The organism is Streptomyces sp. NPDC101227, assembly GCF_044767545.1.
Classification (GTDB): Bacteria; Actinomycetota; Actinomycetes; order Streptomycetales; family Streptomycetaceae; genus Streptomyces.
Window position 1 is genome coordinate 77,704 of record NZ_JBIWOD010000026.1, and the last position, 16,006, is coordinate 93,709.

General features: G+C 71.4%; 10 protein-coding genes. 5 read left to right on the plus strand and 5 right to left on the minus strand.

Going from position 1 to position 16,006, the window contains the following annotated elements:
* Positions 1 to 2: 2 nt before the first annotated feature.
* A complete protein-coding gene (locus ACIRPT_RS37680) occupies positions 3 to 434 on the plus strand; it encodes a GtrA family protein (protein ID WP_403510537.1) in 432 nt (143 codons plus the stop codon).
* Here the strand turns inward: ACIRPT_RS37680 and ACIRPT_RS37685 are convergent.
* Positions 401 to 2,596, minus strand: a complete 2,196-nt coding sequence (locus ACIRPT_RS37685) for a PIG-L family deacetylase (RefSeq protein ID WP_403835853.1) — start codon at positions 2,594 to 2,596, stop codon at positions 401 to 403. The two genes, ACIRPT_RS37680 and ACIRPT_RS37685, sit on opposite strands and share 34 nt — an antisense overlap.
* Before the next feature lie 244 nt (positions 2,597 to 2,840).
* Here ACIRPT_RS37685 and ACIRPT_RS37690 point away from each other — a divergent pair, with 244 nt between their 5' ends.
* Positions 2,841 to 5,207, plus strand: coding sequence for a CDP-glycerol glycerophosphotransferase family protein (locus ACIRPT_RS37690; RefSeq protein WP_403835855.1), 2,367 nt, complete (start codon positions 2,841 to 2,843; stop codon positions 5,205 to 5,207).
* Between the two features lie 196 nt (positions 5,208 to 5,403).
* On the opposite strand, the gene ACIRPT_RS37695 is transcribed toward ACIRPT_RS37690, so the two are convergent.
* On the minus strand, positions 5,404 to 6,039 hold the full coding sequence (locus ACIRPT_RS37695; protein ID WP_403510529.1) for a TetR/AcrR family transcriptional regulator: 636 nt from the start codon (positions 6,037 to 6,039) through the stop codon (positions 5,404 to 5,406).
* Between the two features lie 144 nt (positions 6,040 to 6,183).
* On the opposite strand from ACIRPT_RS37695, the gene ACIRPT_RS37700 reads away from it, so the two are divergent.
* Both ACIRPT_RS37700 and ACIRPT_RS37705 read left to right on the plus strand, forming a co-directional pair.
* Positions 6,184 to 7,119, plus strand: coding sequence for an ABC transporter permease (locus ACIRPT_RS37700; RefSeq protein ID WP_403835858.1), 936 nt, complete (start codon positions 6,184 to 6,186; stop codon positions 7,117 to 7,119).
* Positions 7,076 to 7,909, plus strand: coding sequence for an ABC transporter ATP-binding protein (locus tag ACIRPT_RS37705; RefSeq protein WP_403835861.1), 834 nt, complete (start codon positions 7,076 to 7,078; stop codon positions 7,907 to 7,909). The genes ACIRPT_RS37700 and ACIRPT_RS37705 overlap by 44 nt, the downstream gene beginning before the upstream one ends.
* Before the next feature lie 98 nt (positions 7,910 to 8,007).
* On the opposite strand, the gene ACIRPT_RS37710 is transcribed toward ACIRPT_RS37705, so the two are convergent.
* The 3 genes from ACIRPT_RS37710 to ACIRPT_RS37720 all read right to left on the minus strand — a co-directional run bounded on the left by ACIRPT_RS37710 (position 8,008) and on the right by ACIRPT_RS37720 (position 14,667).
* Positions 8,008 to 12,972, minus strand: a complete 4,965-nt coding sequence (locus tag ACIRPT_RS37710; RefSeq protein WP_403835864.1) for an NAD-glutamate dehydrogenase — start codon at positions 12,970 to 12,972, stop codon at positions 8,008 to 8,010.
* A 410-nt stretch (positions 12,973 to 13,382) separates the two neighbouring features.
* Positions 13,383 to 14,072 carry an HAD family hydrolase gene (locus ACIRPT_RS37715; protein ID WP_403835867.1) on the minus strand — a complete coding sequence of 230 codons (690 nt, stop codon included), beginning with the start codon at positions 14,070 to 14,072 and terminating at the stop codon, positions 13,383 to 13,385.
* Between the two features lie 88 nt (positions 14,073 to 14,160).
* Entirely contained in the window at positions 14,161 to 14,667 is a 507-nt protein-coding gene (locus tag ACIRPT_RS37720; RefSeq protein ID WP_403835870.1) for a DUF6912 family protein, read from the minus strand.
* 286 nt (positions 14,668 to 14,953) lie between these two features.
* Between ACIRPT_RS37720 and ACIRPT_RS37725 the strand changes: the two genes are divergently transcribed.
* Positions 14,954 to 15,856, plus strand: a complete 903-nt coding sequence (locus ACIRPT_RS37725) for an Rv3235 family protein (RefSeq protein ID WP_403835873.1) — start codon at positions 14,954 to 14,956, stop codon at positions 15,854 to 15,856.
* The last annotated feature ends 150 nt before the right edge of the window (positions 15,857 to 16,006 follow it).

Sequence of the window (16,006 nt, forward strand, 5' to 3'; positions counted from 1 at the left end):
GCATGCGGCGGAGGCTCCCGGCGCTCCCCGAATGGGGCCAGATAATCCGCTTCGCCGTCGTCGGCGGGGTCAACACCCTCACCTTCTACGCCTGTTATCTGCCGCTGCACCGCGTGCTGCCGTACTTCGCGGCCTACACCATCGGATTCCTGGCCGGCATGACCTGCTCGTTCTTCCTCAACACCTACTTCACCTACCGCACCCGGCCGACCTGGAAGAAGTTCCTGCTCTTCCCGCTGACCCAGGTCACCAATTACGTGACGCAGAGCGTGGGGCTGGTGGTGCTGGTGAGCTGGTGCGGGATGAACAGCAAGGTGGCACCGCTGGCGGCGGCGGCGCTGGCGATCCCGTTCACCTTCCTGGTCGCACGGCGGATACTGCTTCCGGGCCGCCGGGCCGGTCAGTCCACGCCACGCCCCCGCGAACCGGCCTGAGCCCACGCCCCGAACGGCGCTTGCGGCCCGGCCGCCGGCTGCCGCGCCGTATACAGCCGGCCGTCATTGCCGAGCACCGCGACCACCGCGCGGCCCCCGGCGTCCTCGGCCACCCCGGCCGCCCCCGAATGCGGCACCCGCCCGGTGTGCCAGGGCCCCGGGACCTCCTGTGCCATCGCGGCCCGCACCCCGCCCGCGTCGTCCCGCACCGCGAGCACCATCCGCGCGCCGGCGCCGGCCGGCGCCGCGGCCACCCGCCCGTAGCCGCCGACCGGCGCGCACTGCGCCGCCACCCGCCAGCTGCCGATCCGCCTCCGCCGCTCCGCGATCAGCACCTGAGCGGTGCCCGCCCGGCGGAAGAGGACGCGCACCGCGCCGTCCGCCAGGGGGACGACGCTGACCGGCCCGGCCGCCTCCGGCAGCCCGGTGGCGGCGCCCGGCCGCGGTAGCCGCCCGGCCTCCTTCGACACCCAGTGGTGGACGGTCCGGCCGCTCGGCGCGACCAGATGGATCATCCCCTCGGAGTCCACACAGGCGTCGATGCCGTCGACGATCCGGGGCGAGGCCGTAAGCGCGCCGACCGGGCCCTCCAGCCGCCGCCACGGCGTCCACCGCCCGCCGTCCGGGCCACCGCGGTGCGCGAGTGAGCCGTCCCAGGTCCGGACGAAGACATGGACCGTGCCGTCCGGGGCCGCCACCGCCACCGGGAAGCCGGTCTCCAGCGAGCGGACCGGGTCCGGGTCGGGGGAGCCCAGCGGCACCCAGTGCGGGAAGAGGGGCGTGCCGTCGCGGGCGGTGCCGGCCTGGCGGGCGGTCAGCAGTTCGCGACGGTGGGCGGTGCCGGGGCCGGGCAGCACGGTGCGGGCGGCGAACAGGTGGAGACCGCCGTCGGGATGCCGTACGGCATGGATCTGGCCCTCCAGCCGGTCGCCGCCGAGCGGGGCGGGAGCGCTGAAGCGGCCGCTGCCCGGCCGGGTCTCGGTCCAGCAGTGCGCCCGGCCGGACAGGACCGCGAAGGCGGCGAGCCGGCCGTCCTCCAGGGGCCGGATCCAGGCGTTGGAGCCGGGCGCGCGCAACCGGGTGCTGCGGATCCAGTCACGGGAGCCGGCGCGGTAGGCGCTGTCGCCCACCTTGCGGTCGCCGCAGCCCGCGGGATCGCCGCAGCGGCGGCCGCCGGACCAGCCGTAGACGGAGAGCAGCCGGGCCTTGCGGCGGGCGGCTCCGGGGTCGAGGTTGTGGGGCAGCACGCCGAGTTCGTAGCCCAGGTAGTTCTCCACCACGGCCGGGGGGCCGTTTGCGCGTCGCCAGTGGTCGGCCAGCGCCGCCTGCGCGAAGTAGGCGGAGGCGGTGTGGTCCTGGTGGTCGAAGTAGCGCAGACCGGCCAGACGGGGGTCCGCGGCGGCGAGCGGGGCCGTGGAGCGGTGCAGGGCGTTCGGGTCCAGGGTGCGCACCACCGTGGGCCGCACCCGGTCGAGTACCGCGCTCAGGGTGCGGATGACCTGGTCGCGGCTGTAGCGGTAGGCCGCCTGTACGGGCGTGCCCGCGGGGCGCAGGGTGGGCAGGGCGTCGGCCGCCCCCAGCCAGAGGCCGCGCAGGCTGACCGCACGGGGCGCCGAGACGGCCCTGGCCTCGACGAGTTCCAGGAAGATCAGCTGGTTCTGCGGCGCTTCGCGCAGGGTGTGCAGCTCCACCTGGAAGCCGGGCAGGAGGGATATCGCCGCGAGGTCCCAGGGACTGTCGGCGTCCCCGGTGGCCATCAGGGCGTGCGCGGCGCGCAGCCCGTTGGTGCGGGCGCGGGCGAAGGCCGCCCGGTCGTGCGGGACGCGGTCGGGGTCGGGGGTGTCCGGGCCGGCGTTGCGCCCGTCGGACTCGCCGCCGGTGAGGCAGACGGTGACCGAGCGCGCCCCGCTGCGGATGGACTGCTCCAGGTTCGGGTTCATGAAGTAGAGCGCATCGTCCGCATGGGCGATGACGTGGAGAAATGTCTGGTTCGCGGCGGCCACCGGGGACCGCCCGGGGCGGGCCGGTGCGGCCGCTCGGGTGAGTGGCTCCTCGCGGACGAGCCGGGCCCAGACGCCCGCACCGGCCGTCGCCGCCAGCACTCCACCGCCGGTCGCCCGGAGCAGCCGGCGGCGGGAAATAGCGGGCGGGTGGGCGGGCAATATCAGCTCTCCTCATCGAGCCCCATCTAGGGAAGATGTCACTAACCCAGTATTTGGTTGCCTCGAAAATCTCGCGCGTTCGGAAAGTCGCCACGTTCTTCGGGCCGCGATGTGTTCTACAGAACTTTCAGGTTACGAAGGCCAACCTTTTTGGGTGAACGGGAGTCGGATGGCTGACAATGGAACACGCCCTTTGGGGCTTTTTTGCGTTCTGTACTCAGCTCGTCACGAGGAGTAGCACCGCATGTCAGAGATAGTCCGCGACGCCGCCGCACCCCGCTTCAGCGTCATCGTCCCGTGCTTCAGAGTTCAGGGGTATCTGCGTGAATGCCTGGACTCCGTGCTGGCGCAGGACTTCCCGGACTTCGAACTGATCGCCGTCGATGACTGCTCGCCCGACGCCAGCGGCGCCATCCTGGACGAGTACGCCGCGCTCGATGACCGCGTCCAGGTCCTGCACCTGCCGGAGAACGTCGGCCTGGGCCGGGCCCGTAACGCCGGTCTGGAGAAGGTCACCGGCGACTACGTCCTCTTCCTCGACAGCGACGACACCCTCGTGCCGGGCGCGCTGAGCGCCCTGGCCGAGCGGCTGGCCGCCACCGAGGACCCGGAGATCCTGATCTTCGATTACGCGCGGACCTATTGGGACGGCTCGGCCCGGCGCAATGCGCTCGCCGACCTGCTCAGCGAATCCGGCGCCCCTTCCTTCTCGCTCGCCGACCGCCCCGAGATCCTCGATCTGCTGCAGATCGTCTGGAACAAGGCCTACCGCCGCGACTTCATCGAAGAACACGGATTCGAATTCCCGGTCGGCTATTACGAGGACGCCCCCTGGACGTTCTGCACACTGATCACCGCCGGGCGGATCGCCGTTCTGGACCGGGTGTGCCTGCACTACCGTCAGCGCCGCCAGGGCGGCAACATCCTGCGCACCACCAGCCGTAAGCACTTCGACGTCTTCGACCAGTACGGCCGGGTCTTCGCCTATCTCGACGCGCACCCCGAGCTCTCCCGCTGGCGCCCGCAGATGTTCCGCAAGATGATCGACCACTATCTGACCATCCTGGACAAGCCGGGCCGCCTCCCGCAGAACGCCACGGCCGAGTTCTTCCACCGCGCCGCCCGCGACTACCGCATGCGGATACCGGCCGGCTTCATGCGTCCCACGGGCATCGCCGGCGGCAAGTACGCGCTGCTCGCCAAGGACGCCTACCCGGCGCTGGCCGGCCTCAAGGTCGCCGGCAAGGTCCAGCGCACGGTCCGCAAGCACGCGGGCAAGCGCGTCAAGCAGGCCAAGAAGAAGGCCATGGACCTGCGCTACCAGGCGCTGCTGCGGCAGCCGCTGGACGAGAACCTCGCGGTCTACTCCGCGTACTGGAACCGCCTGCCCGCCTGCAACCCCCTCGCGATCTACGAGAAGGCCAAGGAGCTGGCGCCGAACGTGCACGGCGTCTGGGTGGTCAAGCAGTCCCTGGCCGACCAGCTCCCGGCCGGCGTCGATCATGTCGTCCTGAACTCGCCGCGCTACTGGGAGGTCGTGGCCCGCGCCAAGTACCTGGTCAACAACGTCAACTTCGCGGACGGCGTGGTCAAGCGCGAGGGCCAGGTCCACGTCCAGACCCACCACGGCACCCCGCTGAAGTCGATGGGCGTCGACCAGAAGCGCTACCCGGCCGCCGCCAAGGGCATGAGCTTCCGCAAGCTGCTCGCCCGCGCCGACCGCTGGGACTTCTCCCTCTCCGCCAACCAGCACACCACCGAGCAGTGGGAGCGCGTCTACCCCTGCAACTTCACGTCGCTGGACGCCGGTTACCCCCGTAACGACGTCTACTACCGCGCCACCGCGGAGGACGTCCTGGCCATCCGCGAGCGCCTGGGCATCGCCCCCGACAAGACCGCCGTCCTGTACGCGCCGACCATGCGCGACTACCAGGTCGGCTATGTCCCGCGCCTGGACCTGGAGAAGATCTCCCGCGAGCTGAGCTCGGCCGGCCAGGACTTCGTCCTGCTGGTGCGCACCCACTACTTCTACGACCAGGACCCGGGCCTCCAGGAGCTCCAGGAGCGCGGCGCGCTGATCGACGTCTCGGACCACCCGGTCGTCGAGGAGCTGTGCCTGGCCGCCGACGCGCTGATCACGGACTACTCGTCGATCATGTTCGACTACGCCAACCTCGACCGGCCGATCATCAACTACGCGGACGACTGGGACACCTACGTCCGCTCCCGCGGCGTCACCTTCGACCTGCTCTCGGGCAAGCCGGGCGACACCCCGGGCGTGATCGCCACCACCGAGGACGAGCTGATCGAGGCGTTCCGCAGCGGCCGCTGGAACGACGAGAAGGCCACCGCGCTGCGGGCCGCCTTCCGCGAGCGGTTCTGCCAGTGGGACGACGGGCACGCCGCCGAGCGCGTGGTGCGGCAGGTCTTCCTCGGCCAGGAGGCGGGCCCCGAGCCGGAGCCGATGGACGAGCGGACCGTGGCGCCGCAGCCGCGGGCGGCCGCGGCCGCGGCCGGGCTGGTCAAGCTGCCGGCGCCGCGAAAGGCGGGCGACGACCAGGCGTCGGGCACGGGCGCGTCGGACGCCTCCGGCATCGAACTGGCGGGCTGACGGCGGCCGTTGGACCGCATACGGATACGCCCCCCCCCGGCCAGATCACGGCGGCCGGGGGTGGCCTTCCTCGGCAGGCAACACGGCGTCTTCACGCCACTGCGGGCGAGACGAAGCTGACGCTCCGGAAGAAGTGACGGCGCACGAATGAGGGGGCGGCCCGGTGAGTCCGGGCCGCCCCCTCAGCCGTACGGCCTCACTCCGCGCCGAGCGCCCCCGCCACCGACCGCGCCAGCGCGTCGAGATACCCCGCGGGCAGGTCGTCGCGGACGACAACCAGGCGCCAGTACAGCGGCCCGGTCAGCAGATCCAGCGCCAGTCCCGCGTCGGCACCGGCCGGGATCTCCCCGCGCTCGACGGCCCGCGTCACCATGGCCGCGGCGACGCCCTGCTGACTGTCGTGCAGGGCCGCCTTGAGCGCCTCGGCGAGTTCCGGGCTGCGGGCCGCCTCGGCCAGCAGGTCAGGGAGGATCTGCGAGGCCATCGGATGGCGCAGCGCGCGGGCCGCGACCTCCAGCAGCATCCGGACATCGCCGCGCAGCGACCCGGTGTCCGGCGACGGCAGGCCCGCGGCGGCCACCGCGGAGACCACGTCCAGGACGAGGTGCAGCTTGGAGCGCCACCGCCGGTAGACCGCGGTCTTGCCGACGCCCGCGCGCCGCGCGATGCCCTCGATGGACATCCGGGCGAATCCGACCGCGGCCAGCTCCGCGAAGACCGCGGCGCGGATTGCGGCGGTCTTGTCCTCCCGCAGTACGGCGGCGCCGGCCGGTGCCCGGCGGCCCGCCGCTGTCTCCGTCCCGCCGGCTTCTCGTGCCCCGTCTTTTGCCATGGCTTGAGCATAGCGTCACGACGCTACGGTTGCGTCTCGACGTGGAATCCCTTTAGTGTCGGCATCGTCGCGACGATACGGCCCCGTTCCGTCGTCGTCGGATGACCCGTTCCGCCGCCCCTGTACGCAAGCGAAAGCGGCCCCATGCCCGAGACCCTCGCTCCCCCGGCCCCGGCACCCGCCAGGAAACCCGGATCCGGCGCCTCCCCCGATCCCGAGCTGCGCGCCCTGGCCGAACGCCATGGCCTCGCGGTGAGCGGCATCCGCCCTTCGCTGCCGGAGTACACCCGCCAGCTGTGGCGCCGGCGGCACTTCATCACCTCGTTCGCCACCGCCAAGCTCACCGCGATGTACACCACCGCCAAGCTCGGCCAGCTGTGGCAGGTGATCACTCCGCTGCTCAACGCCGGCGTGTACTACTTGATCTTCGGTGTGCTGCTCAATCAGAAGAGGAACGTCGACGACTACATCCCGTTCCTGGTCACCGGCGTCTTCATCTTCACCTTCCTGCAGAACTCGGTGATGGCCGGAACGCGGGCGATCTCCGGCAACCTCGGCCTGGTGCGGGCGCTGCACTTCCCGCGCGCCTGCCTGCCGATCTCGTTCTGCCTGGCGCAGCTGCAGCAGCTGCTGTACTCCATGGCCGTACTGGTGGTCATCCTGCTCGGCTTCGGGCAGCTGCCGACCTGGTCGTGGCTGCTGGCCTTCCCGGCGCTGGCGCTCCAGTTCGTCTTCAACACGGGCCTGGCGATGGTCATGGCGCGGCTCGGCGCGCGCACCCCGGACCTGGCCCAGCTGATGCCCTTCGTCATGCGGACGTGGATGTACGCGTCCGGCGTGATGTTCAGCATCAGCGTGATCGTCCAGGGCAAGCACCTCCCGGGGATCGTGGTGCTCCTGCTCAACGGCAACCCCGCCGCCGTCTACATCGACCTGATGCGCTTCGCGCTGATCGACAGCTTCACCGCGAAGCAACTGCCGCCGCACGTATGGGCGTTCGCGGGTGGCTGGGCGCTGCTGGCCGGCGTCGTCGGCTATGTGTACTTCTGGAAGGCCGAGGAGCGGTACGGACGTGGCTGAGCAGAGGACCGGCGTTCAGCCGGCAGAGGACGCCGGGGCCCGGATCCCGACGGTGATCGCGGACGATCTGCACATCGTCTACCGGGTGTACGGCACCGGCGCGGGCAAGGGCAGCGCCACCGCGGCGCTCAACCGCATCGTCCGCCGCAAGCCCTCGACGGGCGTGCGTGAGGTGCATGCGGTCAAGGGCGTCTCCTTCACCGCCTACCGGGGCGAGTCGATCGGACTGATCGGTTCCAACGGCTCCGGCAAGTCGACGCTGCTCAAGGCGGTCGCCGGCCTGCTGCCCGCGGAGCGCGGCAAGGTCTACACGCACGGCCAGCCCTCGCTGCTGGGCGTGAACGCGGCGCTGATGAACGACCTGACCGGCGAGAAGAACGTCCTCCTCGGCGGCCTCGCCATGGGCATGTCCCGCGAGCAGGTCCGCGAGCGCTACGACGGCATCGTCGACTTCTCCGGCATCAACGAGAAGGGCGACTTCATCTCGCTGCCGATGCGCACCTACTCCTCCGGCATGGCGGCCCGGCTGCGGTTCTCCATCGCGGCGGCCAAGGACCACGACGTGCTGATGATCGACGAGGCGCTGGCCACCGGCGACCGCAAGTTCCAGAAGCGCTCCGAGGCACGCATCCGCGAGCTGCGCAAGGAGGCCGGCACGGTCTTCCTGGTCAGCCACAACAACAAGTCGATCCGGGACACCTGCGACCGGGTCCTGTGGCTGGAGCACGGCGAGCTGCTGATGGACGGCCCGACGGACGAAGTGATCAAGGCGTACGAGGCGCACCGCTAGGGCGCCGTGCCGGGCGGCCCGCGAACGGCCCGGCCATGCGGAAACGGGGACGGCCCCGGAGCATCTGCTCCGGGGCCGTCCGCGTCGTGGCGGGCGTATCAGCTGTGCGTACGGAGCAGCGTCCGCATGGTCCGCATGGCCACCGACAGATTCGCCAGGTCGAAGCCCTCCGACCCGTGGATCTCCTCCAGCGTGGCGCGGGCGCGGCTGAGGATCGCCGCGTTCGCCTCCTCCCAGGCCTTGAAGCGCTGCTCGGGCGTCGAGGTGCCGTTGCCCACCGACAGCACGTCCGAGGTCAGCGCCGCATGCGCCGCGAAGAGGTCCTCGCGGATGGAGGCGCGGGCCATCGACTGCCAGCGGTCGTTGCGCGGCAGCTCCAGGATGCGGTCCAGCAGCTGGTTGATCCGCAGCCGGTCGCCCAGGTCGTAGTACGCCTCGGCGACGTCCAGCGGCTCCTTGCCCGTACGGTCGGCGATCGCGACGATGTCCAGCGCCGGGAAGACCGAGGAGAACCCGGCCACCTGGACGGCCAGCGCCTGGGGCACTCCGCTGCCCGTCAGCTCCTCCAGGATCGTCTGGTACCACTCGACGTCGCTGCCCTGGAGCAGCTTCGGCAGCTCGGACCAGACCTGGGCGACCCGCTCGCTGAAGAAGTCGATGGTTTCGGACAGCTCCAGCGGCTGCGGGCGGTTGTTGAGCAGCCAGCGGGTGCCGCGCTCGACCAGCCGCCGCGAGTGCAGCCGGATCCGGGTCTGGACGTCGGCCGCGACGACATTGTCGAGCGCCTCGACGTCGTCCCAGACCTGGTTGAGCCGGAAGATCGCGCGGGCCGCGGTGTGCGCCCGTACGACCTCTTCGAGCGAGGCGCCGGTCTCTTCCCGCATGCGGTGCAGGAAGCTCGTACCGCCGGTGTTGACGGTGTCGTTGACCATCACCGTCGTCACGATCTCGCGGCGCAGTGCGTGCCCGTCGACCTGCTCGGCGAAGCGGTCGTAGAGCGCCGACGGGAAGTAGGCGTGCAGCAGCCGCTGGAGGTACGGGTCGTCCGGCAGCCCGGTCTGGATCAGCGCATCGGCCACCGTGATCTTGGTGTAGGCCAGGAGCACCGCGGTCTCGGGCTGGGTCAGACCGCGCCCGGCGTTCAGCCGCTCGCGGATCTGCCGGTCGGTGGGCAGGAACTCCAGCGCCCGGTCGAGGTCGCCGTCGCGCACCAGGCGGCGCATGAAGCGCTGCTGGGCGTGCAGCATGCTGGAGGACTGGGCCAGCGCCAGCGCCAGCGCGGTGTTCTGCGCGTAGTTGTTGCGCAGCACCAGCTCGCCGACCTCGTCGGTCATTTCGGCCAGCAGCTTGTTGCGCTGCTTGACCGTCATATCGCCTTCGGCGACCACGGCGTTGAGCAGGATCTTGATGTTCACCTCGTGGTCGGAGGTGTCCACACCGGCGCTGTTGTCGATCGCATCGGTGTTGATCCTGCCGCCGGCCGCGGCGAACTCGATCCGGCCCAGCTGGGTCAGGCCCAGGTTGCCGCCCTCGCCCACGACCTTGACCCGCAGGTCCTCGCCGTTGACGCGGATGGCGTCGTTGGCCTTGTCGCCCACCTCGGCGTTGGACTCCGCCGAGGACTTCACATACGTGCCGATGCCGCCGTTCCACAGCAGGTCGACCGGCGCCTTGAGGATGGCCCGCATCAGATCGGCCGGCGTCATCTTCTTCACGCCGGGCTCGATGCCGAGGGCGGCCCGCACCTGCGCATTGATCGGGATGGACTTGGCCGAGCGCGGGTGGATGCCGCCGCCCTGCGAGAGCAGCTCGGTGTTGTAGTCCGCCCAGGACGAGCGGGGCAGCTCGAAGAGCCGGCGGCGCTCGGCGTACGAGGTCGCCGCGTCCGGGTTGGGGTCGATGAAGATGTGCCGGTGGTCGAAGGCCGCGACCAGGCGGATGTGCTCGCTGAGCAGCATGCCGTTGCCGAAGACGTCGCCGGACATGTCGCCGACGCCGACCACGGTGAAGTCCTGGGACTGGGTGTCGTGGCCCAGCTCGCGGAAGTGCCGCTTGACCGACTCCCAGGCACCGCGGGCGGTGATGCCCATGCCCTTGTGGTCGTAGCCGGCGCTGCCACCGGAGGCGAAGGCGTCGCCGAGCCAGAATCCGTACGATTCGGCAACCTCGTTGGCGATGTCCGAGAACGTCGCCGTTCCCTTGTCGGCCGCGACCACGAGGTAGGTGTCGTCCTCGTCGTGCCGGACGACGTTCTTCGGCGGTACGACCTCGCCGCCGACCAGGTTGTCGGTGATGTCCAGCAGACCGGAGATGAAGGTCTTGTAGCTGGCGATGCCCTCGGCGAGCCAGGCGTCCCGGTCCACCGAGGGGTCCGGCAGTTGCTTGCCGACGAAGCCGCCCTTGGCGCCGACCGGCACGATGACGGTGTTCTTGACCATCTGCGCCTTGACCAGGCCGAGGATCTCCGTACGGAAGTCCTCCCGGCGGTCCGACCAGCGCAGACCACCGCGGGCGACCTTGCCGAACCGCAGGTGGACGCCCTCGACGCGCGGGGAGTACACCCAGATCTCGTAGGCCGGGCGGGGCGCCGGCAGATCGGGGATGGCCTGCGGGTCCAGCTTCATGGACAGGTAGGCGTGCGGCTTGCCCTCGCCGTCCTTCTGGTAGTGGTTGGTACGCAGCGTCGCCTTGATGACGGTGAGGAAGGAACGCAGGATGCGGTCCTCGTCCAGGGAGGCGACCTCGTCGAGCGCGGCCTCCAGCTCCTCCAGCAGGGCGTCGGTCAGCTCCGTGCCGGCGCGCTGGCGGTCCGGGGACATCCGCGCCTCGAAGAGCGAGACCAGCAGCCGGGTGGTGTGGACGTTGTTGGAGAGGGTGTCCTCCATGTACGTCTGGCTGAACGTCGCCCCGGCCTGGCGCAGGTACTTGGCGTACGCGCGCAGCACCATCGCCTGGCGCCAGTTGAGGCCGGCCTGGAGCACCAGCTTGTTGAAGTTGTCGCTCTCGGCGGCGCCCGTCCACACCGCGGTGAACGCCTCCTGGAACCGCTCGCGGGCGTCGTCACCGGAGACGTGCTCCGGCATCCGCAGACCGAAGTCGTAGATCCAGGCGACGGTGCCGTCGGCGCGGCGCAGCTCGTGCGGGCGCTCGTCGATGACCTCGACGCCCAGGCGGTTCAGGCCCGGCAGCACCCTCGACAGCGAGACCGGCTCGCCCGTGCGGTAGATCTTGAAGCGGCGCTCGCCGGGGCCGGCGCCGACCGGCTCGTACAGGCTCACCGAGAAGTCGTTGCCGGGCTCGCCGGTGAGCTTTTCCAGGTGCTGAAGGTCGGCGACCGCGCTGCGCGGGGAGTTGTCGGCCTTGTAGCCCTCGGGGAAGGCGTGGCCGGGGTAGCGGCGCAGCAGCTCGGCGGCGCGCTCCTCACCGCATTCGGCGGTCAGCGCCTCGCCGAAGCCGTCGGCCCAGGAGCGGGCGGCCTCCACCAGACGGCTCTCGATGCGGTCCACATCGGCGTCGGTGAGGTCGGGCAGGCTGGCGCCGGGCTCGACACGGATGACGAAGTGCAGCCGGGAGAGGATCGACTCGGTGTTCCAGGCCGTGAAGTCGACGCTGGTGCCGCCCAGCTCCTCCTTCAGGATGTCGATCAGCCGCAGCCGAACGCCGGTGGTGTAGCGGTCGCGCGGGAGGTAGACCAGCGCGGAGTAGTAGCGGCCGTACTCGTCCTGGCGGAGGTAGAGCCGCAGCCGACGGCGCTCTTGGAGGTAGAGCACGCTGGTGGCGATGGCCTGGAGCTGGTCGACCGGGGTCTGGAACAGCTCGTCGCGCGGGTAGGTCTCCAGGATCTGGAGCAGGTCGCGGCCGTCGTGGCTGTTCGGGGTGAACCCGGCGCCCTCGAGGACCTCGGTGACCTTGCGGCGGATGACCGGGACGCGGCGCACGGATTCGGTGTAGGCGGCCGACGAGAACAGGCCCAGGAAGCGCCGCTCGCCGACGACGTTGCCGTCCTTGTCGAACTTCTTGACGCCGACGTAGTCGAGGTACGAGGGGCGGTGCACGGTGGCGCGGCTGTTGGCCTTGGTCAGGATCAGCAGCTTGTGCTCGCGGGCCTTGGCGCGGGCGTCGGCGGGCAGCCGGTTGAAGGACGGCGAGACGGGGTGGCCGATGTCGCTCTCGCGGTGCTTGGGGTCGGCGCGCAGAATGCCCAGGCCCGTACCGGGCACGGCGGTCAGGACGTCCTCGTCGGCGCCGCCCTCACAGGGCGCGGAAGCCAGCTCGTACTCGCGGTAGCCCAGGAAGGTGAAGTGATCGTCGGCCAGCCAGCGCAGCAGCTCCTGGGCCTCCTTGATCTCCTCTTCCCGCAGGTCGTCGGCGACCGGCTCGTCGGGCAGGTCCGTGCCGATGCGCAGCGCGGCGGCGCGCATCTTGTCCCAGTCCTCGACGGCCTCGCGGACATCGGACAGCACCCGCAGCAGATCGGCGGTGATCTGCTTGAGGTCCTCCCGGTCGGTCTCGCGGTCCATCTCGACATGGATCCAGGACTCGGTCAGCGCGTCGTGCGGCAGCGCGGCGCGCTTGCCGCCGGCGCCGTTTCCGCGGCCGTCGCCGTTGGCGTCGATGACCTCGATGAGCTTGCCCGTGACGTCCCGGCGGACGATCACCTGCGGGTGGATCACGACATGGATGCCCCGCCCCTGGCGCGAGAGCTCGTTGGTCACGGAGTCGACCAGGAACGGCATGTCGTCCGTCACGACCTCGACGACGGAGTGGCTGCAGGTCCAGCCGTTCTGCTCGACGGTCGGGGTGTGCACCCGGACGTTCGCGGTGCCCTGCGGACGCATCTCCGCGAGGCGGTAGTGCGAGAGCGCGGCACCGAAGACATCAACCGGGTCGCGGTCGGCGAGGTCCTCGGGGGCGGTGTGCAGGTAATAGCGCTGGAGGTACCCCGTCAGGGTCTCCGGGTCGAGTCCGCGTACCGGGAGATGTCCCCCGGCCGGGCTGCTTTCAGCGACCCGGGCGGCCCTGGCGAGCAGCTCGGTCTTGGCTTCGTCCAGCTTGGTCTGCATGTCCTCTGGCTCCTGTCGCGCGCCATTGCGTGACGTCGTGGAAGAACTTTGTGGAAGCCGCACAACGCCGCCGCGACGCGGGGTGTCCTGTCGATGTCGACGCTATGCCGCGATGAGAGATGGCCGTGCCGTGTTCGACGAGATTTGACGCAGTCGACATGGGCCCTTGGCCGCAAAGACCAGCGACCGCCCGGTCACGGTGGTGTCCCGGGCGCACGGCGGGGGCCTCGATGCCCCCGCGGGTTATCGCGCTGATCACGGTGCAAGGCTATCGCTCCCGGCAGGGGTGCCGTCATGGGCCGTCTACGTACAAAACCCCACTACGAACTTAGACCATCCGGACAACGTCTCGCCGGTCCGGATGTGCGATGGCACGGCACGCGGAGCGCGGCGCCCGGCCACCCCGCCGGCTACCCGGCGGCCGCCTCCCGGGCCAGCTGCGTGGCCACCTCCACCGCCTCGGCGAGGGTGTCCACGACCGGCACCCCGGCGGCCAGCAGACTGGCACGGCTGTGCGAGCCGCCGGTGTAGAGCACCGCATGCGCCCCCGCGTCCCGCGCGGCCACCGCATCGTCCAGCGCGTCACCGATCACGACCGTACGTCCGGGATCCACGCCCTTCAGCGCCGCCAGATGCCGCACCATGTGCGTGCTCTTGCCGCCGCCCGAGGGCCCGGTCCTGCCGTCCACCCGCACGAAACGCGCCTCGATCCCGAAGCCGCGCACCAGCGGTATCAGCTCGTCATGGCCGTACATGCTGAGAATCGACTGGCTGTGCCCGGCCGCCTGCCACCCCTCCAGCAGCAGATCCACGCCCTCGGCCAGCCCGCACCGCACCCGGTGCTCGCTGTAATGCCGGTGAAAGGCGTCGTCCATCATCAGCCACTCGGCATCCGTCGGCATCCGCCCCAGCAGCCGCTCGTAGAACCGCGGAATGGGCACGCAGTACAGCTCCCGGTACCGCTCGAGCGAGATCGGCTCGAGCCCGATCTCCGCGAACGCGGAGTTGGTCGCCCCGATCACCGCGTCGGTGTCATGAAACAGCGTGCCGTTCCAGTCCCACACGATGTGCGACGCGTGCCGCATCCCGTCGATCCTCATGTACGCCCCCTTGCGCGACCCCATGAAGAAAAAATACCCGCACCCACTGACAACGCCGCAGAACGGACCGGCGGCGGCCGCCCGTCCCTCAGCCGATCACGTGCGGGATCTCCTGCACCCCGAACCACATCAGGTCGTGGTCCTGCGCACCGTCCACCACGAACTGGGCGTCGTCATCGCCCTGATCGGCCGCGCCGAGCGCCGCCGCGGCCGCCGCGACATCCGCCTCCGCGTCGGCGGCATCCACATGCACCGCCGCCGCCTTCGTCAACGCCACCGGCCCGGCCAGCCGCACCTCGCCCAGCGCCGACTCATCGAGCCCCCGGTCCGGGTCCGCCACCGCCGCGCCCTCCGGTACGTCCACGGCCACCACGACCCGCCGGCGCGTGACCTGCGGGTTCCCGGCGAGCTGCCGCAGCGAGGCCTGGGCCGCGCGGTTCAGCGCCGCGTACTCCAGCTCCTCGATGTCGTCCGAGACGTACCACTCGCGCAGCGCGGGCGTGACGGCGTACGCGTCCAGCGGCCCGGGGCCGAGCTCGCCGTTCTTGTGCGCCTCTGCGAGACCGGAAAGGGTCAGGGGGACATAGACGCGCATGGCAGCCGCTTCCGCTCAATTCGCTCGACTCTGAAGAATGCCCAGCCAGCATACGGGCGGGAGTCCCCCATCGGGGCGTCCGCACCGCCCCCGCGCCACCCGCCTCGCACCCCCGCCGGACCGCGTTCCCGAGGCCATTTCCCAAGGCCGCGCCACGAACGGGTGAACTCTGCGGCGCCCGCTCACCCACCCGCTCCCGCCTTGCCGCCCGCCCCGGCGCGCCGATAGAAGATCCCCGAAGCTACCGCCCGGTAATCGACCGGCCGAGCACAAGGGGGGCACCACCATGAAGGACACCCACCGGAACCGAACCTCCGACGCCACCACAGAACCCGGCCGCGGCCGGACACCCCACGACGCCGCCACCGCCCACGCCACGTCCGCCTCCGCCACGTCCGCCACGTCCGCCACGTCCGCCACGTCCGCCACGACAGACCCCACCACCGCCCGCAGCGCGCCTCCCGCCACCGACGCGCCCGGCGACCGCGTACCCCGGCCCCGCACCGGCCCCGATGCCGCCACGGCCGCCGGAAGGCCCACCGGGCCCGTTCCGCCCCAGCCTCGCCGCGCCCCCTCCCCCCGCCGCCCCGGAAGCACCCCACGCGGCCCCGGCGCAGGCCCCGGCCGCGGCGCCGCCCGCACCCGCCCCGGCGGCCCCTCGACCACCACCCGCACCACCCCGGGGCGCCCGCTCCCCACCGGCCTCTCCCCTGACGGGTCCACCGCCGCCGTAGCCGCCGCAGCCGCCCGTCTGCCGACCGTCGGCGCCCAGCGCCGCGCACGCGAGCGACGCCCCCACCTCTGGTTCGCCCGTCAGCTGCTGCTCACGCTCAGCGGCCAGAGCCCCGTACACGCCCTCCTCGGCCACGCCCTGCCCGTCGCCTACGACCGGCTGGTCGAACTCGCCCCGCAGACCCCGCTGCGGCCCCTCACCGCCGGGGGCCGCCGCGCGCCCCTCCCCGCCCTCCACGAGTGCGGGCTCTGCCGACCGCGCACCGGAGTCATCGAGGCATTCGCCCGCATCGCCTCCGGCGACCGCCTCCGGGCCCTCGCCTTCCGCCTGGAACTCGGCGCCGACACCCGGTGGCGCTGCGCCACCTTCGACCTCGGCCCGACGCCCGCGCCATGGGTCCCGGCACCCCGCTGCCAGGCGGCGGAGCTGCGCCCGCCATGGGCCGCCGCGCCCTGATGGCGTGGGGGAAGCTCTCCGCGGGTGTGCCGACCACGCCGCGAGGTGCCGCGCCTGGCACACCCCGCGGCGGTAGCTGGGCCGCCCCCCGGCCACCGGCGCCACGCAAAGGCGCCCCGGCACGCAAAAGCGCCCCGGCCGTCACAGCCG